18 protein-coding genes are annotated in these 23,399 nt (G+C 71.9%); all 18 read right to left on the reverse strand.

Annotated features, from left to right (window positions below):
- Genes ACLF6P_RS24985 through ACLF6P_RS25070 form a run of 18 tightly spaced genes read right to left on the reverse strand, consistent with a single transcriptional unit; the run spans nucleotide 1 to nucleotide 23,311 of the window.
- Nucleotides 1-552, reverse strand: coding sequence for a dTDP-4-dehydrorhamnose 3,5-epimerase family protein (locus ACLF6P_RS24985; RefSeq protein ID WP_415953129.1), 552 nt, complete (start codon nucleotides 550-552; stop codon nucleotides 1-3).
- Nucleotides 552-1,784: a polysaccharide pyruvyl transferase family protein gene (locus tag ACLF6P_RS24990; RefSeq protein WP_415953131.1), complete on the reverse strand. Its 1,233-nt coding sequence runs from the start codon at nucleotides 1,782-1,784 to the stop codon at nucleotides 552-554. The genes ACLF6P_RS24985 and ACLF6P_RS24990 overlap by 1 nt, the downstream gene beginning before the upstream one ends.
- A complete protein-coding gene (locus ACLF6P_RS24995; protein WP_415953133.1) occupies nucleotides 1,781-2,728 on the reverse strand; it encodes a glycosyltransferase family 2 protein in 948 nt (315 codons plus the stop codon). The genes ACLF6P_RS24990 and ACLF6P_RS24995 overlap by 4 nt, the downstream gene beginning before the upstream one ends.
- A 7-nt stretch (nucleotides 2,729-2,735) precedes the next feature.
- Nucleotides 2,736-4,064: an MATE family efflux transporter gene (locus ACLF6P_RS25000; RefSeq protein WP_415953307.1), complete on the reverse strand. Its 1,329-nt coding sequence runs from the start codon at nucleotides 4,062-4,064 to the stop codon at nucleotides 2,736-2,738.
- A gap of 5 nt (nucleotides 4,065-4,069) precedes the next feature.
- Nucleotides 4,070-5,386 carry a DUF4910 domain-containing protein gene (locus tag ACLF6P_RS25005; RefSeq protein ID WP_415953135.1) on the reverse strand — a complete coding sequence of 439 codons (1,317 nt, stop codon included), beginning with the start codon at nucleotides 5,384-5,386 and terminating at the stop codon, nucleotides 4,070-4,072.
- Nucleotides 5,383-6,408: an NAD-dependent epimerase/dehydratase family protein gene (locus ACLF6P_RS25010; protein ID WP_415953137.1), complete on the reverse strand. Its 1,026-nt coding sequence runs from the start codon at nucleotides 6,406-6,408 to the stop codon at nucleotides 5,383-5,385. Before ACLF6P_RS25010 ends, ACLF6P_RS25005 begins: the two co-directional genes overlap by 4 nt.
- 4 nt (nucleotides 6,409-6,412) lie before the next feature.
- Complete coding sequence (locus ACLF6P_RS25015) at nucleotides 6,413-7,060, reverse strand: PIG-L deacetylase family protein (protein ID WP_415953138.1); 648 nt, start codon at nucleotides 7,058-7,060, stop codon at nucleotides 6,413-6,415.
- Complete coding sequence (locus tag ACLF6P_RS25020) at nucleotides 7,057-7,851, reverse strand: glycosyltransferase family protein (RefSeq protein ID WP_415953140.1); 795 nt, start codon at nucleotides 7,849-7,851, stop codon at nucleotides 7,057-7,059. The genes ACLF6P_RS25015 and ACLF6P_RS25020 overlap by 4 nt, the downstream gene beginning before the upstream one ends.
- Complete coding sequence (locus ACLF6P_RS25025) at nucleotides 7,848-9,083, reverse strand: methyltransferase domain-containing protein (protein WP_415953142.1); 1,236 nt, start codon at nucleotides 9,081-9,083, stop codon at nucleotides 7,848-7,850. The genes ACLF6P_RS25020 and ACLF6P_RS25025 overlap by 4 nt, the downstream gene beginning before the upstream one ends.
- Nucleotides 9,080-10,291, reverse strand: coding sequence for a glycosyltransferase family 4 protein (locus ACLF6P_RS25030; protein ID WP_415953144.1), 1,212 nt, complete (start codon nucleotides 10,289-10,291; stop codon nucleotides 9,080-9,082). Before ACLF6P_RS25030 ends, ACLF6P_RS25025 begins: the two co-directional genes overlap by 4 nt.
- Before the next feature lie 8 nt (nucleotides 10,292-10,299).
- Nucleotides 10,300-11,568, reverse strand: a complete 1,269-nt coding sequence (locus ACLF6P_RS25035) for an O-antigen ligase domain-containing protein (RefSeq protein ID WP_415953146.1) — start codon at nucleotides 11,566-11,568, stop codon at nucleotides 10,300-10,302.
- On the reverse strand, nucleotides 11,561-13,099 hold the full coding sequence (locus tag ACLF6P_RS25040; protein WP_415953147.1) for a right-handed parallel beta-helix repeat-containing protein: 1,539 nt from the start codon (nucleotides 13,097-13,099) through the stop codon (nucleotides 11,561-11,563). Before ACLF6P_RS25040 ends, ACLF6P_RS25035 begins: the two co-directional genes overlap by 8 nt.
- A 35-nt stretch (nucleotides 13,100-13,134) precedes the next feature.
- A complete protein-coding gene (locus ACLF6P_RS25045) occupies nucleotides 13,135-15,108 on the reverse strand; it encodes an alginate lyase family protein (RefSeq protein WP_415953149.1) in 1,974 nt (657 codons plus the stop codon).
- A complete protein-coding gene (locus ACLF6P_RS25050) occupies nucleotides 15,105-17,303 on the reverse strand; it encodes a bi-domain-containing oxidoreductase (protein WP_415953151.1) in 2,199 nt (732 codons plus the stop codon). The genes ACLF6P_RS25045 and ACLF6P_RS25050 overlap by 4 nt, the downstream gene beginning before the upstream one ends.
- Nucleotides 17,300-19,204: an asparagine synthase (glutamine-hydrolyzing) gene (gene asnB / locus ACLF6P_RS25055; RefSeq protein ID WP_415953153.1), complete on the reverse strand. Its 1,905-nt coding sequence runs from the start codon at nucleotides 19,202-19,204 to the stop codon at nucleotides 17,300-17,302. Before asnB ends, ACLF6P_RS25050 begins: the two co-directional genes overlap by 4 nt.
- Before the next feature lie 3 nt (nucleotides 19,205-19,207).
- On the reverse strand, nucleotides 19,208-20,734 hold the full coding sequence (locus ACLF6P_RS25060) for a Wzz/FepE/Etk N-terminal domain-containing protein (protein WP_415953155.1): 1,527 nt from the start codon (nucleotides 20,732-20,734) through the stop codon (nucleotides 19,208-19,210).
- Nucleotides 20,731-22,092, reverse strand: a complete 1,362-nt coding sequence (locus tag ACLF6P_RS25065) for a YveK family protein (protein ID WP_415953157.1) — start codon at nucleotides 22,090-22,092, stop codon at nucleotides 20,731-20,733. Before ACLF6P_RS25065 ends, ACLF6P_RS25060 begins: the two co-directional genes overlap by 4 nt.
- Nucleotides 22,082-23,311 (reverse strand): glycosyltransferase family 4 protein, encoded by a 1,230-nt coding sequence (locus ACLF6P_RS25070; RefSeq protein ID WP_415953309.1) that lies wholly within the window; start codon nucleotides 23,309-23,311, stop codon nucleotides 22,082-22,084. Before ACLF6P_RS25070 ends, ACLF6P_RS25065 begins: the two co-directional genes overlap by 11 nt.
- Nucleotides 23,312-23,399: the final 88 nt, after the last annotated feature.

Genomic DNA, 23,399 nt, shown 5'->3' on the forward strand with positions numbered 1-23,399 from the left:
TCAGGTCTCCTGGTGCTTCAGCGCTTCGGCGAGACCCGGCGCCTCACGGTCGCGCCGGGACATCGCGGTGGGGGGCAGTGGCCACAAGATGGCGAGTTCCGGGTCGTCGAAGGCGATCGTCACGTCCTCGGCGGGGTCGTGCGGCCGGTCGATCCGGTAGGAGGTGTCGGCGGTCTCGGTCAGCGCCTGGAAGCCATGCGCGCAGCCCGCCGGGATGTACAGGCTCGTCTGTCTCTCGCCGGACAGTTCGAAGGTGGCCAGGCCGAGGTACGTGGGCGACTGGGGGCGCAGGTCCACGACGACGTCGAAGATCCGCCCGTACGAGCAGCGCACCAGCTTGGCCTCGCCGGCGCCGGAGCGCAGGTGCAGGCCGCGCACGACGCCGCGTACCGAGCGCGAGAGGCTGTCCTGGACGAAGGCGTCGGGGTCGATGCCCGCCGAACGGGCCGCCTCGGCGTCGAACGTACGGCAGAAGAAGCCGCGCTCGTCGGCGAACGGGGTCGGCTCGAAGAGGAACGCGCCGGATATCTCCGGGACTTCGGACACTCTCATCAGGGCTCCCGGTGCGAGGGGGAAGGTGCGGGGAACAGGCCGGCGGTGAGCAGGCCGGTGGGGAACAGGTCGGCGGTCAACCGGTCGAACTGGCCGCTCAGTTGCCTGTCGATGTCGCGGTTTCGTTCCGAGAGCAGCTCCCGCACCTGTTCGGACTGCTTCTCAAGCATGCGGAACTGCTCGATGAGCCGGTCGGCGTCGATCTCGCGCGCCGGGTGGGTGTACGCGCCGAGTCCCATCCCCTCCATGAGGATCTCGCTCTTGGCGGCGTATCCGATGGCGAGCGTGGGGGTCCCGGTCCGCAGGGCGCAGATCAGGTTGTGGTAGCGCGTCGCCACCACCGTGTCGGCGGCCGCGGTCTCGGCCATCAGGTCGGCGAGCGAGGTGACTTCGGCGGCGCTGACCAGCGGCGAGTCCACCGCGCGGATGACCGCCTCGGCCACCGGAGTATCGCAGGTGTCCCCGGTGAGCAGCCGTACCCGCCTGCCCTCGTCGGCCAGGGCGCGTACGAAGCGGGTGGCCTCCTCCAGGTAGCGGCGGCGGATCGCCTCGCCGCGCGCCCGCTCGTCATTGTTGCCGTGGAAGTCCATGACGCCCACGCAGACCTGGCCGCGCGCGCCCGTGCTCCCGGTGGGGGCGGGCAGCGCGAAGGCGAGGTCCGGGTGGACCGGGTCCCGCGTGGTGTCCACGCCCATCGCCGCGATCACCGCGCGGGAGTGTTCGTCACGGTACGAGCGGTACGCGGCGAGCCGCGCCGACCAGCGCACCAGGGCCCGGGTCGGTCGCCCGGCGATGGTGTCCGCGCCGACGCCGACGAGGGCGACGCGGGTCCGCAGCAGCTTCCCGCTCGCGCACAGCAGGAACAAGGAGTACGGGAAGCCCCAGGGCCGCAGCGGCAGGGTCGCCTCCAGGACGCCCATGCCGGGCACGATCACCACGTCATGGCGGCGCACCCAGGCGGCGGTGCGCACGGCGTCGGCCAGCTTGCCGAACGCCTTGCCCAGGAGGGCGCCCGCGCGGGAGGCGGTCCGGTATTCGTCGCGGTACCAGTGCAGGCGCCGCGCGGGAATCCCGAACCGTCGGGTGACCGTGCGCGGGCCGCCGCACATCGCGTCCACCACCGCCTCGGGGTGCTGGGTGCGCAGATATCCGAGTACGGCCTCCAGGGAGCCGTCGTTGCCGACGTTCCCGGAGCCGAGCAGCCCGAACACACCCACGCGCACAGGCGTCACGCCTGCCGCCCTTCGCGGCCGGCGACCAGGTCGTCCAGGCGCAGTGTGAGCGCGGCCGGGTCGACGGGGGCGCGGTCCTCGACCCGCTCCCCCGCGCCGGGCCGGGCCCGGCTGGTCAGCCAGGCGGCGAGGTGGCGGTGGCAGGCGCGCCGCTCGGCCACGCTGAGCGGCGCGCGCCTGAGCGCGGACATGAAGCCCCATACGTACTCGGCGAGCAGCCGTGGCGTGGGGTGCAGGAGTCCGGCGCGGCGCGGGTCGAGGTTGATGCAGCGGGAGCGCTTGGAGGGGTTGGCGCGTTCGGCTCGCGTGGGGTGGTCGCGGCGGAAGTAGAGGATGTCGGGGACCTGGTGGAAGGGTCCGTGCAGGCCGATCTCGGTCACGAAGGTGCGGTCGGCGTGGTGGTAACTGTCCATCGGCTTCACGCGCCGCAGCACGTCGGCGCGCATGACGCCGTAGAAGTCGTCGCCGCCGGGCTCGAACAGGAGGCTGCGGAAGCGTTCCGGAACGCGGGGCGAGTCGGTGGCGAGGCCGTATTCGTAGGGCACCTTGACCGTGCCGTCGGCGTCGATGACCGCCTGTCCGCTGTGCGCGAGGACGATGTCCGGGCGTGCGTCGAGTGCTTCGACACAGCGGCCGATCAGGTCGCGGGCGTACAGGTCGTCGTGCGAGGCCCATTTGAAGAGTTCGCCGCGGCATTCGGTGAACACGTAGTTGTGGTTGGGTGAGGCGCCTATGTTGCGGGGCAGCCGTATGTAGCGGATTCGGGAGTCCTGGGCGGCGTATTTGCGGCAGATCTCCTCGGTGCCGTCCGTGGAGGCGTTGTCGGAGACGACCAGCTCGAAGTCCTCGTAGGTCTGGCCCAGCAGGGCGTCGAACGATTCGGCGAGGTACTCCTCGCCGTTGTACACGGGAAGGCCGATGCTGAGCCGGGGTTGAGCCGTCATGACGTCCTCACTTCGTACCAGGGGGGTTGGTGGTGCCGTGCTCTCGGGGATGGGAGCGGTGGTGTTCGCGTGCGGCGGCTCTCAGGTGCAGCCACCAGACGGCGGAGGCGCAGACCGTGGCGGCGGCCACGCCCCACGCCGATCCCTCGGTGCCGCCGAGGGCCGCGCCGCCCAGTCCGCCGCCGACGTAGCAGGTGGAGGCGAAGAGCTGGCAGCGCAGGCTGCGCCGGGCCGCGGCCAGCGCGCGCAGCCCGGCGGCCGCGCCGACGCCGAGGCCGGATCCGGCGACGCCGAGCGTGGCGGGCACGATCAGTTGCGATGCGCCGTGCCAGACCTCGCCGAGGACGAGTTCCCCGGCCCCGTCCGGCAGCAGGAGCAGCGCACCGCCCCACAGGAGCGCGGTGCCGGCGAGGCCGGCGCCGAGCAGGAAGCAGAAGCGGGTGAGGCGGTGCGGGGCCTGTCGCAGGACGCGTGCGGCTTCCGCGACGGTGACCAGGGAGAGGCCCATCAGGATGGCGAGGAAAGGGCCGAGCAGGAGTTCCGCGCCGCGGATCACGCCGACCGCGCTGACCCCGACGATCGCTCCCAGCCCGTAGGCCCGCAGTTGGCCGGCCCCGCTGACGCCGACGTTCTCGACGAGGTACCGGTAGCCGAGGTCGCGCTGCTCTCGCAGCCAGCCGCGGGTACCGGTCAGATGCGGCCGGATGCCGGACTGGAAGCAGCCGTACGCGGCGGCCACGGCGGCGGCCGCACCCCAGGCGCACACGAAGGCGGTCACGGTGTCGACGCGGGCGGCGACCGCCATCGCCGGGATGAGCGTGAGGCTGGCGAGGACGTCGTTGACGAAGGCCTTCCGGCCGGTGCCCGCGGCGAAGAACGAGAACCGCCAGGCGTCCTGCAGCAGCAGGGCGGGCAGGACGACACCGAGCGCGGCGAAGGCCGGGCCGACCAGGCCGCCGAGTGCGAGGCCGCCCGCCACGAAGGCCAGGCCGATCGCCGCGCCCACGTTCACGGCCGTACCCGTGGAGCGGGCGGCCGCCGCGCGCCAGGAAGCCGTCGGCACCCCGCTGAAGCGCACCATGAGCGGATCGGTGGCGAGACCGCGGGAGATGCTGAGCAGCACGCCGTACGTCACCCAGGCGAGGCTGAACACGCCGAAGGCGGCGAGGCCGAGGGAGCGGGCCACGAAGATGCCGACGACGAAGTTGTTCATGCTGCAGACCGCCTGGTCGGCGAGGCCCCAGGACAGGCGGCCGATGACGGCCTTCCTGGCGTTGGACGGTCGCGCCCGGCCCGGCGCGTCCGCCGCCTTCGTCTGCTCCCGCTCGGCGGTCATCGCGCTCACGCCTTGATCAGTCCGGCGCCGCCCAGGGCGGCGGCCGCTTCGGCGAGGGTGTCGAAGGAAAGCCCGGAGCGTTCGGCGATGTCGAGGAGGCTGTGCTCGCCGTCGGCGAGGTTGAGCACCCAGAGCATCGCCATCTGCGCCTGCTGTGCGTCGCTGCGTCCGCCGAGGGATGCGTACAGGCCCCTTCTGCCCAGCTGTGGTTCGCCGTAGGGGCTGAGGTTGGTGTAGTACCGGTTGCGGTCGAGTACGGCGAAGGCCTCACGGCAGACGGCCAGGGTGTCCGCCATCGCCTCCGGGCAGACGAAGTCGGGGTTGTCGGCGGAGGTGTGGTACTCGGGATAGCCGGCGTACGGGGTGCGGGTGAGGGAACCGACGCCGAGGTCGAAGCCGGGCGAGCAGAACTGGCGCTCGTCGTAGCCGTAGGGGGTGAACTCCCTGATGCTGTGCGGGCGCCCGGAGGTGTCGAGGACATGCCGCAGGACGCGGTCGATCTCCGCGTCGCCGCGTCGGCTCCGCTTGTACGTGAGTTCGCCCCGGTCACCGGCGCAGGCGAGGACGAGCCCGTGCCTGACCCGGTGCACGCGCTCCGCGTTGCGGGCGAGCCAGGTGATCGCGCCTATGGTGCCGGGAGCGAACAGGAACCGGTACGTGTAGTACGGCGGCTGCGCCTGCTCCCGGGCCTGTTCGGCGAGCGCGCGGGCCAGGAAGACGGCCACGGCGATGCCGGCCAGGTTGTCGTTGGCCAGGGACGGGTGGCAGACATGGCAGGAGACGATCACCTCCTCGGGCACCTGGCCCTCGATCACATGCTCGGCGTAGGTGAGGTGGCCGTCCGCGAGAGTGGAGTCGATCCGGACCTCGTAGTCGCCGTCCTCCAGCGCGTCGAGGGCGTTCTGGGCCAGGCAGAACCCCCAGGTCTCGGCGTAGTAGCTGGTGCGGTACGGCACCCAGTCAGGGTGTTCGGGCAGGGTGTGCAGATGCTCGCACAGCTCGGACAGGGGCAGGGTGGCCGAGACGGGCACGCTGTAACCGAGCACGTGCAGGCTGGAATCAGCGAAGTCGACGACGCGGCGGCCGTCCGGGGCGGTGATGTGGGCCTCGCGGATGTTCCACTCCTTGGGCACCGTCCAGTCGAGCACCCGGGTGCCCGTCGGCACCTCGTGCACGCGCAGCGGGAGGTACTCGCCGATGATGTCCAGGGTGGCGCGCACTCCGTCGCCGGTGATACTGCGGCAGAGCGGGTAGAGCCGCTCCACGAGGGCGTGCATCTGCTCGCCGGCCGGAGCTGCATGCCGGTCGCCGGGCTCGGTCATCGGCGCCACCGCAGGCTCTCGTCCACCGTGCCGGCCTCGGTCGCCGAGCGCAGCACCGCGAGTCGGGTGAAGCGCTGTTCGAAGTCCTCTTGGGTGAGTGCGAACTCCCTGTAGGCGTCGGCGAGTTCACGCGCGCCCCGCCCCACGGACCACTCGCAGTCGAAGCCGGGGACCGCACCGCGGAAGCGAGAGAAGTCGACTCGATAGGAGCGCGGATCGGCACCGGTCTCGCCGGTGATCACCACCTTGGAGCCGTCGACCGCTTCGGCGACCTGTTCGGCGATCTCGGCGACGGTGACGTTGTTGCGCTCGCTGCCGATGTTGAACGCGCGGTCGTGCACCGCCTCCCGTGGCGCGCTCAGCGCGGCGGTGAAGGCGCGGGCGATGTCGGCGGCGTGCACCAGGGGACGCCAGGGCGTGCCGTCGGAGAGCACGAGCACCTCGCCGGACAAAAGCGCGTGGCCGACCAGGTTGTTGAGCACGATGTCGGCGCGCAGCCGTGGCGAGTGGCCGAAGGCGGTGGCGTTGCGCATGTAGACGGGGGTGAAGTCCGCGTCGGCGAGCTCGTGCAGATCGTCCTCGACGCGCACCTTGGACTCGGCGTACGGGGTGACCGGGCGCAGCGGGGCGTCCTCGCCGACGAGTTCGTCGCCGCCCGCCGCGCCGTACACCGAGCAGGTGGAGGCGTACAGGAAGCGCCGTACCCCGGCTTCGCGGGCGAGGCGGGCCAGGCGTACGGATGCCCGGTGGTTGATGTCGTAGGTCAGTTCGGGTGCCAGGGAGCCGAGCGGATCGTTGGACAGGGCGGCCAGGTGGATCACGGCGTCCATGCCGGCGAGGTGTTCGGCGGTGAGGTCGCGCAGGTCGACGTGGTGGCCCGGCGGGTCGGCCGGTGCCGGGCCGAGGACGCAGTCGGCGAACAGGCCCGCGTCGAGGCCGGTGACGTCGTGGCCTGCGGCCGTCAGGACCGGGGCCATCACGGTGCCCAGGTAGCCCTGGTGTCCGGTGAGCAGTACGCGCAAGGTGTCAGCCTCCCAGGTTGAGCGTGAGTTTCGTGACCGCGAACGCCTCGGCGTAGCGGGCGTGGCATTCGATGCCGCGGATCCGGGCGAGCCCGAGGAAGGCCTCCCGGTCGAACCAGGGCCGGTGGCGCTGCGAGGGGTAGTGCTCGTGCAGCAGCCGTACCTTCTGCTCGGCGGTCTGCGGCGACAGCGGCTGGTAGGCCACCGGACGGCCGAGGTCGCCGTCCCATTTGGCGATCTCGTAGCCGAGCAGGAGGTGGTCGCGGAAGGCGGTGGAGACGAGCCGGGCGAGTGAGCGGTGGTCCTGGTGGGCGTCGTCGGTGCGCGGGGCGAACAGGAGGTCGGGGTCGGCCTGGGCGCGCAGTTCCTCGACGGCGCTCTTCGCCTCGTCCCAGTGCGCGGGCAGCCGTCCGTCGGGGAGCTTGTGCACGGTCAGGTGCAGCTCGGCGCCCGGGCAGAAGGCGGCAAGCGCGGCCTGTTCCTCCTGCTCGCGTGCGGTGCCTCCGCCGCTGAGCACGAGGGCGTCGACGCGCAGGCCGGGGTGGGCCTGGCAGAGGGCGAGCAGGGTGCCGCCGGCGCCGATCGCGATGTCGTCGCAGTGCGCGCCGACGGCGACGATCCGCCGCAGGGGCGCGGCTTCGAGCCGGATCACGCCTGCACCTCCGCCGTGGCCCGCTCCCACAGTGCCCAGGGCCGCTCGCCCCTGGTGTACGCGGCGTCGAGGGCGGAGCGTTCCTTGACGGTGTCGGTCGGTTTCCAGAAGCCGCGGTGCTGGTGCGCCACCAGGCGTCCCTGCTTGGCGAGTTCGGCGCAGCCGTCGCCGACGAGGTCCCCGTTCTCCGGTATGTGGTCGAAGATCTCCTGGCGGAGCACGAAGTAGCCGCCGTTCTCCCACAGCGGCAGCTCGCTGACCGCGGTGATGCCGCCGACGAGCCCGTCCTCGCCGAGGTCCACGCAGTGGAACGAGGACTGCGGCGGCACCACCATCATCGACGCGCCCGCGTCCCGTCGGCGAAAGCTCTCGATCATTTCGGGCAGCGGGGCGTCGGTGAGGACGTCGGCGTAGTTGGCGAGGAACATCTCGTCGCCGTCGAGGTGGTGGCGCACCCGGCGCAGCCGCTCGCCGATCGGGGACTCGATGCCGGTCTGCGCGAAGGTGATCGTCCAATTGGCGATGTCGGTGGACAGGAGCTCGGTGCGTCCGCCGCGCAGGACGAAGTCGTTGGAGGTGGTCTCCTCGTAGTTGAGGAAGAAGTCCTTGATGTGGTGGGCGCCGTAGCCCAGGCAGAGGATGAACTCGGTGTGCCCGAAGTACGCGTAGTAGCGCATCACATGCCACAGCAGCGGCCGTGGTCCGACCATCGCCATCGGTTTGGGTGCGTCGTCCGAGGCGCCGCTGCGCATCCGCATCCCGTAACCGCCGCAGAAGAGAACGACCTTCATGCCTTGACCTCGACAATGCTGAGTTCCGGAATCGGGATGACGAGACGGCCGCCCCATTCGTGCAGATAGGACAGCTGCTCGACGAGTTCGTCGCGCAGGTTCCAGGGCAGGACCAGGACGTAGTCGGGCCGGTCCTCGGCGATCCGCTCGGGCGCGAGCACCGGGATCCTGGTGCCGGGTGTGAACCTGCCGTGCTTGTAGGGGTTGCGGTCGACCGTGTACGGGAGGAGGTCGGGGCGGATGCCGCAGTGGTTGAGGAGGGTGTTGCCCTTGCCCGGGGCGCCGTAGCCGACGACCTTCTCGCCGCGTTCGGCGGCCTCGATGAGGAAGCGCAGCAGGTCCCGGCGCACTTTTGCCACGCGCGCGGCGAAGGCGGCGTATCCGGCCGCCGTCTCCAGCCCGGCCGCCGCTTCCCGTTCGAGTACGTCGGCGACCCGATGCGACGGCTCACCGGCCGCCTCCGCGGGCCGCGCCCACAGCCGCAGCGAGCCGCCGTGCGTGGGCAGCAGCTCCACGTCCACCAGGGCCAGTCCGCCGCTCGCGAGCGCCCGGATCGCGGAGGCGACCGTGTAGTACTGGAAGTGCTCGTGGTAGATCGTGTCGAACTGGTTCTGCTCGATGAGGCTCAGCAGGTGCTGCACCTCGATGGAGACCCAGCCGTCGTCCGCGACCAGCGCTCGCAGGCCCCGCGTGAAGCCGACGACGTCCGGGATGTGCGCGTAGACGTTGTTGGCGACGACGAGGTCCGCTTGCCCATGCTCCTCGCGTACCGCCGTACCGGTCTCCTGCGTGAGGAACGCGGTGTGCGTGGGCACGCCCTTGTCCCGGGCCGCCGCGCCCACGTTCACCGAGGGCTCGATGCCCAGGCAGCGGATCCCCCGCTCGACGACATGCTGCAGCAGGTAGCCGTCGTTGCTCGCCACCTCCACCACGAAGGACTCCGGCCCGAGCCCCGCCCGCTCGGCCGCCGTCTCGACGAAGCTCCGTGCGTGCTCCACCCAGGAGGTCGAGTACGAGGAGAAGTACGCGTACTGCGTGAATGTCTCCTCGGGTGTGATCAGCGGTGGCAGCTGGGCGAGCCGGCACTCCTCGCAGACCCGCAGATGCAGCGGGTACGCGGGCTCCGGATCGTCCAGCTGATCCGCGGCGAGAAAGCTCTCGCAGGGCGGGGTCGCCCCCAGATCGACAATGCTCGACAAGGCCGCCGAGCCGCACAGCCGGCAACGTGTCATGTCCTGCCCCCCATCGGTTGTGTCCGAGCCGCGACCGCGGTGCGGTACGCGTCCTCCAGGCGCTTCAGGCCGACCGCCGGACTGAAGCCCTGTTCGTAGCGGAGCCGGGCCGCCCGGCCCATCTCCTGGTTGCGCTCCGGGTCGGCGGCGATCTCGCGGATGTGCTCGGCGAGGTCGGCGCTGTCGCCCGGCCGGTGCAGGAGCCCGGTGCGGCCGTCGTCGACGAGTTCGACGAACGAGCCGTGCGCGGCCGCGATTGCGGGCACCGCGGCGGCCATCGCCTCCGCGACCACGAGGCCGAAGGTCTCCATGGCCAGCGACGGGGCGAGCACCGCTACCGCCTCGGCGACGGCCTCGTTGCACTGCTCCTGGTCGTACAGGCCGACGTAGCGCACGTCCGCGCGGCCCCGCGCCCAGGCGCCGACCTCGTCCTCCAGCGGTCCCGCTCCGGCAATGACGAGCGGCACCCCCACGCCGCCGTCCGCGGCAAGCCTGTCCCAGGCGGCCATCAGCAGCGGAATACCCTTCGTCTCCGCGAGCCGCCCCAGGTACAACAGATGTGCGCCGGGGCCGGTGCGGCGGATGCCGGGGTCGGGGACGAAGTTGTGCTTGACCGTGAGCAGTTCGGCGGGCATTCCGGACCGTACGAGGACATCGCGCTGTGCGCCGGAGATGCACAGGAACTGCTCGACGCCGGACCGCCACCGGCGCCGGTTGACGGTCATGCTCACCGCGACCGGGACCGTGGCGAGGCGGGAGCCGCGGTAGCAGCCGTGCCGGACGGCGGGCAGGGCGGCCGCCGAGCCCACGCACTCGGTGCAGGTCGCGCCGTCGCGGCGCAGCGTTCCCGGGGCGCAGATCTGGTTGTAATTGTGCAGCGTCGCGACGGCGGGCACCCCGGCATCGGCGCAGGCGGCGAGAACCGCGGGCGACAGGAGCGGGAAGACGTTGTGGATGTGCACGACGTCGGGGCGGGTGGCGCGCAGATGCGCGGTCAGTTCCTTGCGGACGGCCGGATTCCAGGGCACGAGGAGCGGCACGGCGGCCTTGCCGGCGAGCGAGCGGGTGCGGATGTCGTCGCTGCGCCGCTCGAAGAGCTCGACGCGGTGGCCGGCCGAGCGCAGCAGGGCGGTCTCCTCGTCGACGACCCGGTTCTCGCCGCTCGGCTGAGCCGAGGAGTAGCGGTTGTGCACCACGAGGATGTGCATGCCGGGGCTCACCTCCTGGCCCAGCGCGGGATACGGGGTGGTCGGAGCACTTCGGACCGTCCTTCCGGCTGTGTGGCGGGCTGAGGTGCGTACGGATCCGGGGCGGGCGTGGCGAGCAGGGAGGCGGCGAGCGCCAGGTGGAGCAGGTACGAGGAGGCGTCGCCCAGCCCGGCCTCGGTGTACGAGGAGAGGGCGACGTAACTGATCAGGAAGAGCGCGCAGGCCCGGGCGGTCGAAGGCGGCCGCAGCAGGGCGACGGCGCCGAGAGTGAGCAGCATCGCGGCGACGATGGCCGTGCCGGTGAGGCCCTGTTCGTCGTAGACGGCGAGCCAGCTGTTGTCTATGGGCAGTCCGTCGAAGGACTTGTCGCCGAGGCCCTTGCCGAACAGCTCCTCCGTGGTGGTGCGGGGCGCCGCGAGCAGGGCGTCCCAGACCTTCGCCCGGCCGGTCAGGCTGCTGAAGTTCTCCTCGCTCTGGCCGCGCAGGAACCATGCCTCGATCGCCGAGGAGAGCGCCACCGCGGCCACGGTGGCGAGCACGACCGTCCAGGTGAAGAACCGGCGGGCGGCGGCACTTGTCGCGAGCAGCGAGCAGGTGGCGACGGCTAGGCCGACCAGCAGTCCCACGGTGGCGGTTCGGGTGTGGGTCAGTGCGAGCAGGACGAGCGCGGGCACGATGACGGCGGCCGCGCTCGCCCCGCTGATGCGGCGGCCGATCAGGAGCAGCACGGTGAGCCCGGTGATCACGGCCGCGTACTGGCCGATCTGCGGCGGGGTGAGCGGCCACAGCGCGCCGACGAGACGGCCGCCGTAAAGGTCGGGCAGCGCGGCTCCCGGCGAGATCAGCAGACCGGCGGCCGCGGAGCAGAGCACCGCGAAGTACGTCCGGATGTGGCTGCGGACCAGGCCCAGGCTGCCGTCCCACCAGCGGCTCAGCAGCCACAACGTGGCCACGAAGAGGGCCAGGCGGGCGCAGCGGAACAGCGCACCGAAGCCGGATTCCAGGCTGCTGCTGGAGATCAGGCTCGGTACGAGGAGCAGCGTGAGCAGCAGCACGAAGGCGCTGGGGCGGATGCGCAGCGGGATGTTGACGACCAGGGCGAGCACGAACGCCACGGCCAGCGCGCCCATCGTGACCATCTGGATGAGCGAACGCGGCAGCGGGATGATGGTCTCCGCGCCCGCGGAGCCGAGGGTGTTGAGAGCGAGCAGCCCCCAGGCGATGCCCACTGCCTTCGGCCGGCCCGCGGGTGCGAGGTCGTGGTTCGTCTCAGCCACCGGTACCTGCCTCGAAGGTGCTTCCGGTGTCCTGCCGCTGGGGTGCGCTGCGCCATTCCTCGGCGCTGACCGTCCGGCTCATGTCGCCGGAGAGGAAGGTCCACGGGCCGCGGTAGGCGTTGTCGTACCAGCGATTGTCCTGCTTGCCCGTGATCGCCTCGGCGATCTTGCCGCCCTTGTACGGGGACCAGTCCGGATAGGTGCCGTAGTTGGCGATGACCGCCATCCGGCCGCACCGGCCCGAGCACTTGAGGACGGTGGGGTCGAGGAGGAACTCGTTGTCGTGGATGTCCACGCGCTGGGTCTTCCAGCGGCAGTCGGCGTACAGCGGAGGGCTCTTGATGCCCGGCTGCGCACAGGTTTCGACGTCCTCGACGAGGAGGGTGCAGTAGCCGCTCGAGGTGTTGGCGGGGCTGTTGCAGTAGCGATCGGCGTTCTCCCAGAGGGTGATGCCGTTCCAGTTGTCCTCCAGGAGGTTCCCGTCGATCTCGATCCGGTCGGTGCGGGCCTCGATGCGCGGTTCGCCGCCGGATTCGGAGATGTAGACGGTCGCGTACGGGAACGCGTCGCCGCGTTCGGCGTAGGTGCGGCCCTGGACCCAGTTGTTGCGCCGGATGGTGTTGCCCCTGATGACGGCGTTGTAGCTGGTCTCGTACATGACGGCGGCGGCGTCGTTGCCTTCGATGAGGTTGTTCTCGATGAGGAAGTCGTTGTTGTTGTTGTCGGCCCACAGGCCGGTGCCGCGGTTGTCGTGGACCCAGTTGCCGCGGATGTCGGCGCCGTTCACGGCCCAGAACTTGATGCCTCCGGTGCAGCCGCAGCCGGGGCGCTGCTTCTCCCAGTCGTCGGTGTTGTTGCCGGTGATCTCGTTGCCCTCGACCACGAGGTCCTTGATGGAGTCGCCGGTCTTGTAGGCGTTCATGCCGTACTGCCCGTTGTCGCGCAGGCAGTTGCCGCGGACCTTCTGGCGTGCTCCGGCCATCAGTCCGGCGCCGGAGTTCCGCTGGACGGTGCTGTGCTCGATCACCCAGCCGTCGGCCATGTCGTGGTTGACGACGCCTTCGTTGTGGGGTGCGGCGAAGCCCTGGACGGTGAGGTGGCGGATCGTGACATCGGGGTCGGTGCCGCTGAACGCGTAGTTGTTCTTCCGCTGTCCGTCGAGCACCGCGCCGGGGGCGCCGAGGTAGGTGTTGCCCTTCTTGGCGACGACCTGGGCGTAGCGGTCGGGTTTCAGGGTGTGGGTGCCGGGCCGCAGCCAGAACGTGGTGCCGGGCGGGCTGTTCCTGGTCTTCGCGGCGAGGTCGCCGGGCACGGCGGGGTCGATGGTGACGGCGCCTGCCGGGGCCTGCTCGGGGCCTTCGACGGGGTCGGCGCACACCTGGGGCTTGGACACCCGGGAGCCGGAGGACGTGGCGGATCCGCCGCCCGGCTTCGCCGGGGTGTCCGGTGTGCCCGTGCAGCCGGTCGCTGCAAGGAGTACGAGTGCGACGGGTGCCGCGGGCAGCGCCAGGCGCCGCCATGTCGTCCGCATGCGACCTCCTCTCGTCATCCCGGCGTGTCCTCCTCTCATCGGCGGCGGCCTGTCCCCGCCTCGCGGAAGCTGAGCACGGTCGTGAACCCCTGGGTGCCGTCGGCGGTTCCGGTGCCGATGAGCGTCGTGGCGGGCTGTTTGCGGCCGAAGCCCGCCGAGTACCACCCGAGCGGCGGGTCGCTCTCGCCGCGGTGGGCCCGCCAGGTGAGCTGCGCGGGCAGGTCGAGCAGCGCGGAGCGTTCCTGTCCTTCCCGGCTCCAGGTGAGTGCGGCGCGGCTGCCCGTCAGCTCCGCGGTGATCTCCGGGCCGAGGTGGAAGGCTAGGCGCACCTCGCGGCGCGGGCCGCGGACCTCGTCGTACACGGTCAGCTCCCGCTCCCTGGGCGCCAGTTCCACCCGGCGGCGGTGCACGGAGTCCCGGTATCCGTCGTGCTCGGCGCTCCACGAGGTCACCGACTCGCCGGGTGCCTCGGCCGTGTCCACGCCCAGGACGCGGCTTACGGCATGCCGCGTCCACAGGAACGGGCCGCCGGAGAGGGACTGGTCGGTGCCGTCGAGTTCCAGGGTGTTGTGGGCGAGCGTCGAGCGGAAGTACCGCCGCCAGGCCGGCTCACCGTGGTAGCAGTACGTGCCGGGGTCGGCCAGGATGTCGACGCCGTCCTGGCGGACCTCCACGGACAGCGCGTCCGCGTGGGCGTGCGCGGCGATGGACAGGAAGCCGTGCGGTCCCGCGTCGCAGCGGCACCAGATGCCGTCGGGGCCGCGCAGGAGGGTGAGACCGGCGTCGGCGAAGTGCGCGGGGCGGGCCGCCGGACGGGTCACGGTGCGTTCGGACCGCTCGATGAGTGCGGCGAGCAGTCCGGTGCGTACGTCGGTGCCGTCCACGGCGGGCCACCAGGGCTGCCGCCCGAACACGGCTTCCCCGGTGGCCAGGAGCGAGCCCCAGCGGTCGGTGCCGCCGCCGTCGAGGACAAGGCCGTGCCCGTCGTCCGCATCGCCCTGCCGCGGTGGCCGCAGCCGGTTGTCCACGACGGCGGCGAGCGCGTCGGTCATCCGCAGCAGGACGAGCCGGGTCGTCTCCGGGACCGGGACGTGCGCGCCATCCGCCTCGGCCAGCGCCGCGAGGCCCAGTTCGAGGACCAGGCCGTGGTATTCGGTGGCGAGTTCCCGGTTGAGACCGGAGAGGAAGGTGTTGCGGCGCAGCTGCCGGTCGAGCAGGCGCAGGGACTCGCGGCACCAGCGTGCGGACTGGGGGAACCAGTCGAAGGCGCAGGCCGCCGCGGCCTGACCGGCACATTCGGCGATGACGTGGTTGTTCGCCGAGGAACCGCGGCTGGGGAACGCGGCGAGCCAGCGCTGGTGGTGCCAGATCCGGTTGCGCGCCACCGGGTTGTCCTCGAAGAGCGCGGCCGCGCCGGGCCAGCCGTCGAGGAGCCGGCGGATCCACACCCAGGACAGCAGCCGGATGCCCAGCTCGATCCCGCTGATCCAGTGCACCCCGTGCAGCGGCGGATTCGCCGCCCACCAGGAGCGCAGATGCTCCGCCACCCGCTGGGCGTAGCGCTCGTCGCCGGTGACGGCGTAGGCGGCAGCAAGCACGGTCAGGTACTGGTGCCGCGACAGCTCCCAGATCTGTTTGATGTCCCCGGAGCGTTCCTCGTCGCGGTAGGGCAGTGCGAAGGAGTAGCCCTGAGGTGCGTGCCGGCCGGTCTTCGGGTCGTACGACCAGTCGGGGGCGACCAGGTCCTCGCGTACCACTCCGAAGAACTCGGTCTGCCCGGCCAGCAGCCGGTCCGCCTCGGCGACGAGGCGTTTCACGGCGTCGGCGGGCAGGTCGGCGAGCGTCCCTTCGGGCAGGGTCGCGGTGAACCGGGCGCCGGTGACGTCGGGGCAGTCGGGCGGCGCGGAGCGCCAGCGCCTCCGGCGTACGGTGTCGGCGGCGCGGCCGGCGATCTCCCCCGGGCCCATCCGGGAGAGCCGGCGCACGTACCAGGCAGGGCTCATGGTCATCGCGCGCTCGCCAGCCTCACGGGCGCGCCGCTCGCCAGGGCGGCGGGTACGGCGAGGGTGGCCGCGGTGGTGGCCACCAGGGAGTCCAGCGGTACGGGCATCGGCCCGCCGGTGCGTACGGCCCTGATGAAGGCGGCGAGCTCGGCGTTCTGGCCCTTGTCCCTGGCCTTGGGCAACCGCGAACTGACCCACTTCCTGCGGCCGTACACCGAGGCGCGGACGAAGTCGTCGAGCTTGAGCACCTTCTGGTCGGCGACGAGGTCGAGGCTCTCCTTGGGGAAGCCGGACGGGCCGGTGGTGAGGTAGCTGATCGTGGCCGTGGAGCCGTCGGGGTAGTGCAGCAGGATCTGCAGGTCCTCGTTGCCGGCCGGGGCGAGGGCGTACACGGAGACGGGGTCGGCGTCGAGCAGCCAGCTCGCCGTGTCGATGAAGTGGCCGCCCTCGCCGGTGAAGCGCGTGCCCTCGGTGCTCTGCCGCAGATACCAGCTACCGTGATCGAGGCGGCCCGCGTTGACGAGGTAGCGCAGGTGCGCGGGTGAGGCGCGGGGGCCGAAGCGCTGCCGTGCCTCGCCCAGCAGCGGCGAGAAGCGGCGGTTGAAGCCGACCTGCAGCCGGTCGTTGCCGGACTCCTCCACCGCGGCGAGCACCCCGGCGAGTTCGTCCTCGGTGAGCGCGAGCGGCTTCTCCACGAAGACGGTCTTGCCCGCGAGGAGCGCCTTGCGGGTGAGCTCGGCGTGCGAGCTGTGCCGGGTGACCACGAACACCGCGTCGACCGAGTCGTCGCCGAGTACGGCGTCGAGATCGGTGGTGGCCTTCTCGAAGCCGAACTTCTGGCGCGCGTTGGCGGCGGAGAGCGCGGTCGTGGTGACGACCGTGGACAGCTGTACGCCTTCGCGTCCCGTCAGGTGCGGCAGCAGCATCGAGGAGGCGTAGTTGCCCGCGCCGACGAAGGCGAGGCGCACCGGGGTGCGGCCGGTCTGTGGCCGTCGCCGCGGTGCGGGCACCTCGGGCGCCTGGAGCACCTCGGGCACTGCGGGGACGGTGATCCGGGGCGCCTCGGTGGGGACGGTGTGCCCGGGATAGCGGAACAGGACGGCCACCGCCTTCAGATCACCGTCCTTCAGGCTCTGGTACGTGGTGACGGCGTCCTCGAAGTCGGCGACATGCGAGACGAGCGGCTCCACCTCGACGCGGCCGCGGGCCGCGAGGTCGAGGAAGCAGGCGAGGTTGCGGCGCTCGGTCCAGCGGACGTAGCCGATCGGGTAGTCGCGGCCTTCGAGTTCGTACGAGGGGTCGTAGCGCCCGGGTCCGTAGGAACGCGAGAAGCGGACGTCGAGTTCCTTCTCGTAGTAGGCGTTCCACGGCAGGTCGAGGCGGCATTTGCCGATGTCGACGACGCGGCCGCGGTCGCGGCTGAGCGCGGCGGCCAGCTCGACGGGCTGGTTGCTGCCGCCGCCCGCGGCCAGATACACCTGGTCCGCGCCGTGGCCGTCGCTCAGTCCCGCGACCGCCGAGGCCACCGCGGCGGAGCCGGGATCGCCGCAGGACACGGCGCCCAGTCGTTCGGCGAGTGCGCAGCGCAACGGATCGGGATCGGCACCCACGACCCGTACGCCCGAGGCGGTGAGCAGCTGCACCACGAGCTGGCCGATCAGGCCGAGGCCGATGACCAGGGCGACCTCTCCGAGCTGCGGCTCACCCTGGCGTACGCCTTGCAGCGCGATCGAGCCGACCGTGCCGAAGGCCGCGTGCTGCGGGGCGAGGCCGTCGGGGACCGGGGTGTAGAGGTGCTTGGGCACCCAGTTCACCTCGGCGTGCAGGGCGTGTTCGTTGCCCGCGCAGGCGACCACGTCACCGACCTTTACGTCGTCGATGCCCGCGCCGACCTCCTCGACGATCCCGCACAGCGAGTAGCCGAGCGGGGTGTACGAGTCGAGCTTGCCCATGACCTTGCGGTAGGTGGCGGGCACACCGTTGGCGGCGACGCTCTGCACGACCTTGGCCACCTGGTCGGGGCGGGAGCGGGCCTTGCCGAGCATCGACATCCCGGCCTCGGAGACCTTCATCATCTCCGTGCCGGTGGAGATCAGGGAGTAGGAGCTGCGGACGAGGACGCCGCCCGGCTTGCACCCCGGGACCGGGACGTCGAGCAGGGCCAGTTCGCCGCTCTTGTAGTTCTGTACCACCTGTTTCACCGAAGCTCCCCAGAAGTCGCGCCGCGATACCAGTACTCGAGGCTCAGCACATGCCACAGATGCTTGGAGAAGTCCCGCTGCCCCGCGGCGTCCTCGTCCACGAGCCGCTGCAGCGCCTCCTGGCGCAGCAGACCGTTCTTCACCAGCACGCCCTCGTTGACGACTTCGCGGACGAGGGGCGCGAGGTCACGGCTCATCCAGGCTCGCAGCGGTGCGCTGAACAGGCCCTTCGGGCGGTGGACGATCTCCTTCGGCAGGACGGTGCCGGCCGCGTCCTTGAGGACGGCCTTGCTCTGCCGGCCGGCGATCTTGCGGCTGCCGGGCACCGCGAAGGCCGCCTTGACCACCTCCACATCCACGTACGGCACCCGTACCTCCATCGAGGCGGCCATGCTGGAGCGGTCGGTGTAGGCGAGGTTGAGGCCCGGCAGGAACATCCGGGCGTCGGCCAGGCACATGCGGTTGACGAAGTCGTCGAGTTCGTTGTCCGCGTAGACGTCCGCGTGCTCGGCGAGCACGTCGTCGACGTCGCCGGCCAGGTCAGGGTCGACGAGGGCGAGCAGCTCGGCCCGGTCGTACATGGTGTAGCTGCGGCGGAACGCGGTCTCCTCCGGCAGATCGGCGAAGGACAGGAAGCGTTTCGCGAAGCGCACCGAGCGGTAGCCGCGGCGTGCGGTGGCGACGGGCAGCCGGTCCACGCTCGCCGAGATCCCGCGCCTGAGCGGCCGCGGGATGCGCTGGTAGCGCAGGGCGATCAGGTTGGCGAGGTGTTTGCGGTAGCCGGCGAAGAGTTCGTCGGCGCCCATGCCGGAGAGCATCACCTTGACGCCTGCCTCGCGGGCGGCCGAGCAGATCAGATACGTGTTGATCGCGGCCGGGTCGCCGATGGGCTCGTCCAGGTGGTACGTCATCCGCGGCAGCAGGTCGAGCACGTCGGGGGCGATCTCGATCTCGTGGAGGTCGACTCCGTAGCGGCGGGCCACCTGGCGGGCGTAGCGCAGATCGTCGGGCATCGCCTCGAACCTGGCGTCCTGGGCGCGGAATCCGATCGTGTAGGCGGAGATCCCGGGCCGGTGGCGGGCCGCGAGCGCGGTCAGATAGCTGGAGTCGAGGCCGCCGGAGAGGAAGGTCGCCACCGGCACGTCGGACAGCATGTGGCGCCGGGTGGAGTCCTCGATGACGGCGGCCAGGTCGGGCTGTTCGGCACCGGCTGCGTCGGCGGCGACGTCCTTGAGGCTCCAGTAGGTGCCGCGCTCCACGCGCCCGTCGGGCCTGCACCGCAGCCAGCTGCCGGGCGGCAGTTTCTCCGCCTCCCGGTAGGCGCAGCGCGAGTCGGGCACCCAGTAGTAGAGCAGCGAGGCCACGAGCGCCGCGTGGTCCACGTCGAGCGGGCCGCCCGTCACCGCCGCGAGCGCCTTCAGCTCGGAGGCGAAGACGAGGCCCTCGCCGCGCCGCAGCAGGAAGAGCGGTTTGATGCCGAGCTGGTCGCGGGCGAGGACCAGTTCACCGGTGCTCTCGTCGAAGACACCGAAGGCGAACATGCCGCGCAGCCGGGGCAGGCAGTCGGTGCCCCACCGGCGCCAGGCCTCCAGGACCACCTCGGTGTCGGAGGTGCCCCGGAAGCGCACCCCGGCGGCCGTCAGCTCGGCGCGCAGCTCGGGCGCGTTGTACAGCTCGCCGTTGTAGGTGAGGGCGAGGCCTCCGGAGGTCATCGGCTGGGCGCCGGTCTCCGACAGGTCGATGATGGCGAGCCTGCGGTGCCCGAGGTGCACCTCGCCGTCGCCTGCGTGGTGGCTGTAGGTGCCGGAGCCGTCGGGGCCGCGGTGGGCGAGCGTCTCGGTGAGGCGGGTGGTGATGTCCTGTCCGCCGGGCCACCGGTAGGTACCTGCGATGCCGCACATGAACTAGTGCTCCTCCTGCTCGCCGTCGGCGGCCCGGCCGGCCAACACCTGCTCCTTGACGCGCCGCGGGTCGGTACCGTTCTGCCGGGCGAGGCGTTCGATCCGGGTGCGCGGTGCGGGCCGGTGCCCGTCCCACAGCGTTCCGTCGCTCCGGTCGCGCGGGTCGGGGTCGATGAGGACGACGCCGAGCACCTCGATCTGCTGGTCCGCGAGCTGGCGTGCCACCGTGTGCAGCCAGGCGGTGCCGCCGTGCCCGGCGCGCACGACGAGCACGGTCCGGCTGCCGAGGTGGCTGAGGTCCGTCCAGGCGGTGCCGGGCGCCACCGAGCCGACGCCGATGCGGCGCAGCCCGGCGGGCAGCGTTTCGGCACGTTCGCCGCCGACGACGGTCGGGGTGCCGGGGCGCTGCTTGCGCCGGGCGAGCCGGCGGTCCGGGAGTCCGTCCACGATCACGACCTGTTCGTCGGCGGCGAGGGCGTCGGCGAGCTGCAGGGCGAGGGTGCCCGTGGGGCGTGCGGCGCCGAGTTCGAGGAGCGAGACGGGTTCGGACCGGCCGCGGACCTGGCGGGCCAGCGACACGGTGAGCCGTGCGCGGGCCGCTCGGGTCCGCCGCAGCTCCCAGCGCCCGCCCAGGCGGCGGGGCAGTTCGGCGATGACCGAGGCGCCGAGGTGCGCGGCGATCTCGCGGCGCAGTACGGGCCGGTCGCGCACCACGGCGCCGACCGCGGCGAGCGCGAGTCCGAGCACCAGGCCGAGGACGAGGCCGATCGCTGCGTTGGTGGCGGCCGTCGTGGGCAGCGAGTGCTCGACGACGCGGGCGGCGTCCACGACCAGGGTGCCGGCGACCAGCCGAGGTGTGCCCATCCGCGCCTCCTCGGCGCGCTGTTCGAATTCGGCTATCCGTGCGGTGAGTTCGGCCCTGCGGGCGTAGAGCGATTCGAGGTCCGCCGCCGCCTCCGGGTCGCTCTGCGGGGGCGCCGCGCCGATCTGCTGGTTGACGTCCGCGAGCTGGTCCTGTGCGAGGTCGCGCTGCGAGAGCAGCGACTTGGCCTCGGCGTCCGCGGCCTCCCGCAGGCGTCGTACGTGGTCGTCGATGAACGCATCGGCCAGGGCACTCGCCCGTGCCTCGGCGAGCTCCTCGCTGTCGGCCCGCACCTCGATCTGCAGCAGGTTGTTGGTGAGGCCGCGGCCCTCGTAGTCCTCCATGAAGTCCTCGGCGCTCCCCGGGCGTTCGGCGGGGTCGAGGGAGCGCAGCGCGCGGTCGGCGATGCGGGTGGTCCCGAGCAGGGCCGCGTCCGTCTTGATCAGTGTGCCGGGGTCGCTGGGCTGGTCCGCCTCGTGGGCGACGAGGACCGTGGTCACGGCGGTCGGCGGCGGCGGAAGCACGACGGCCACGGTGGCGCCGGCGAGGAGACCGAGCACGCCGAGCAGGAACCACAGGCGGCGCCTTCTGCGTACGGCCACGACCAGCGCCTGGAGGTCGAGGAGCGGCGCGGCGGATGTCGGCTCGGCCGGCGGTTGTGCCGTCATGCCGTACCCCCCTTCGGATCGGCGCCCACGGCGACCGGTTCGGGTGTCTCTTCGGCAGGCCGGTCGGTTTCGGGCTCCTGACCGGTCCTGACCGCTCCGGCCAGGACGATGCCGAGGAGTTCCTGGCGGGCATCCGCGCAGGCCTCGGCGATCTGGGCGAGCTCCTCGGCCGTGCGGCTGCCGGTGCTGAGGACGATGACCGCTTGGGATCCGGTGGCCTGCTCGGGCACCATCGGCCTGGTGACGGACACCTCGACCACCTCGAGCTCCGGATCGCCGCCCGCCTCGGCGACCAGCTGCCCGGCGGCGCTGCGGGCCACGGCGTCACCCTCGGGGACGAGGACGAGGACCCGTCGCGCGGAGGCGGCGAGGCGGCCGCGGAGCCGGGTGCAGACGCGCCGGTAGCGGATCCGCCGACCGGCCTCGCCGCCGGAGGCCTGCGGGACGGGTACATCCCAGAGGTCGTCGAGGCCGAGGAACCTGCGCAGCCTCAGGCCGCCGCCCTCGGGCCGCCGCGCGGAGCGCTCCCGTGGCACGTCCACCGAGCCGAGCAGGGCCGATCCGAGTGCTGCGGCGATCTCCGGTTCGCTGCGCAGCCGACGGCTCACCCGCGCGGCGGTCAGATGGGCGACGACCCCCAGCAGGAGGAACAGCAGCGCGCCGCCGAGGACGAGCTGCAGCCGGGTCGGAGGCGCCTCGCCGTCCGGGCGGACAGCCGGGCCCATGACGAGCAGGTTCGCCTTGTTGGTGGCGGGACCGACCTCGTCGAGCTTCTTGATGGCGTCCCGCAGTGCCGTACGGAGCTTTTCGAGCTCGGTGCGGCCCTGCACGGTCTCCACGCTGCGGCCCGGGTCGGCCGCGGCGGCGAGTTCGGTGATACGGCGACTGGTCTGTGCGACGAGTTTGCGCAGCTCCTCGGGTGCCAGGGCGGCATCGGAGTCGGCGGTGTCCCCGGCGAGGCCGGCGGCGAAGGCCACGTACTGCGCTGCCACCTGGTCGGCGAGACGCTGGGCGCGCTCCGGGCTGTCGGCGGTGCCCGAGATCCTGATGATGTTGCCGTCGGCGGCCTCGGCTGCGACATCCTCCTTCAGTTCGAGGCCGCTCATGCCCCAGCCGAGCGCCGCGGCGGAGCGGTCGACGACCGCCGAGCTGGTGGCGATCTCCTGCTGGGTGGCGAGTTCGCGCTCCTCCCACTGCCCTGCGAGCAGCACCGAGGCGGAGGCCGTGTAGCGCGGCGGGAACACCAGGGAGGCCCCGTAGCCGACGAGTGCGCCCACCAGGGCGAGGACGGCGAGAAGCCGGCCGCGGCGCCGGATCATCTGCCCGATCGTGGCCAGGCGTATCGCGTCATCTCCCACGGCGCGCCCCCTTCCGCCGGGCGGCTGCCGAGACTGCCGGGGCTGCCGGGGTGCGGCCGCGGCAGGCCGCCTCGTATGCGGCGAGGAGCGCGGCCTGCGAGTTCCGCCAGGACAGCGGTCCGCCGATCCGCTCCTGGCCGCTCTTGCCCATCCGGGCCCGCTCCTCGGGATCGTCGAGGAGGCGGGCGATGAGCGCGGCGAACTCCGACTCGTCGTCATCGGCCGCGTACACGGCCGCCTCGCCCGCGGAGACGCGTGCCTCCTTGAGGTCGAAGGAGACGATGGGGCGGCCCATCACCATGTACTCGAGGACCTTGTTCATGGTCGAGACGTCGTTGAGCGGATTGCACGGATCGGGCGAGAGGCAGACGTCCGCGGTGGACAGGTAGCGCGCCAGCTCGGCGTCGGGGATACGGCCGGTGAACTGCACCTGCTCGGTGAGGCCGAGGCTGCGGGACAGGTGCACCATCGCGTCGAAGGCGTCACCGGCGCCGATGAACACCGCGTGCCAGTCGGTCCGTCCGTATGTGTCGCGGAGGGCGGCGAGCGCCCGCAGGGCGTAGTCGACGCCGTCCTGCGGGCCCATGACGCCCAGGTAGCACAGGAGATGGGGTTTGCCGCGCTTGAGTTCCGGTTCGGGCGGCACCGGGTGGAAGCGGTCGGTGTCGGGGGCGCTGCGGACGACGAACACGTCCTCGGGGCGCTTGCCGCCCCGGCTCACGGCGACGTCCCGGTAGCTCTCGTTGGTGGCGAGCACGATGTCCGCGGCCCGGTAGGTACGGCGCTCCAGTGCGCGCACCGCGCGGTGCAGAAGGTCCTCGCCACGGCCGAAGCGGGACAGGTACAGCTCGGGTACGAGGTCGTGCTGGTCGAAGACGAACCGAGATCCGCGCCGCTTCAGCCAGAGGGCCGGCAGGAACAGCAGATCGGGCGGATTGCAGGCGTGCACGACGTGCACCGGGCCGACCTTGCGGGCCAGCCGGTAGGTGTGCCACAGCGCCGCCCCGTACTCGCGGAGGTAGCCGGCGGGGCCGCCGGTGGCGGCTCGCAGCGGGTAGCGGTGAATGCGTACCCCGTCGATCACGGCCTCGGCCTCGGTGTCGCGTTTCCCGCCGCGGGGGCAGATGACGTGCACCTCCCAGCCCGCGTCGCGCAGGGTCGTGCACTCCTGCCAGACCCGCCGGTCGAAGGGCACCGACAGGTTCTCGACGAGGATCAGTGCGCGCCGGGTCGGACGGGCGCCGGGCGCGGCACCGGACGGGAGGCCACCGGCGGGACGACCGCCGGACGGAAGGTCACCGGCGGAA

Source organism: Streptomyces lothianensis, from assembly GCF_047779955.1.
Classification (GTDB): domain Bacteria; phylum Actinomycetota; class Actinomycetes; order Streptomycetales; family Streptomycetaceae; genus Streptomyces.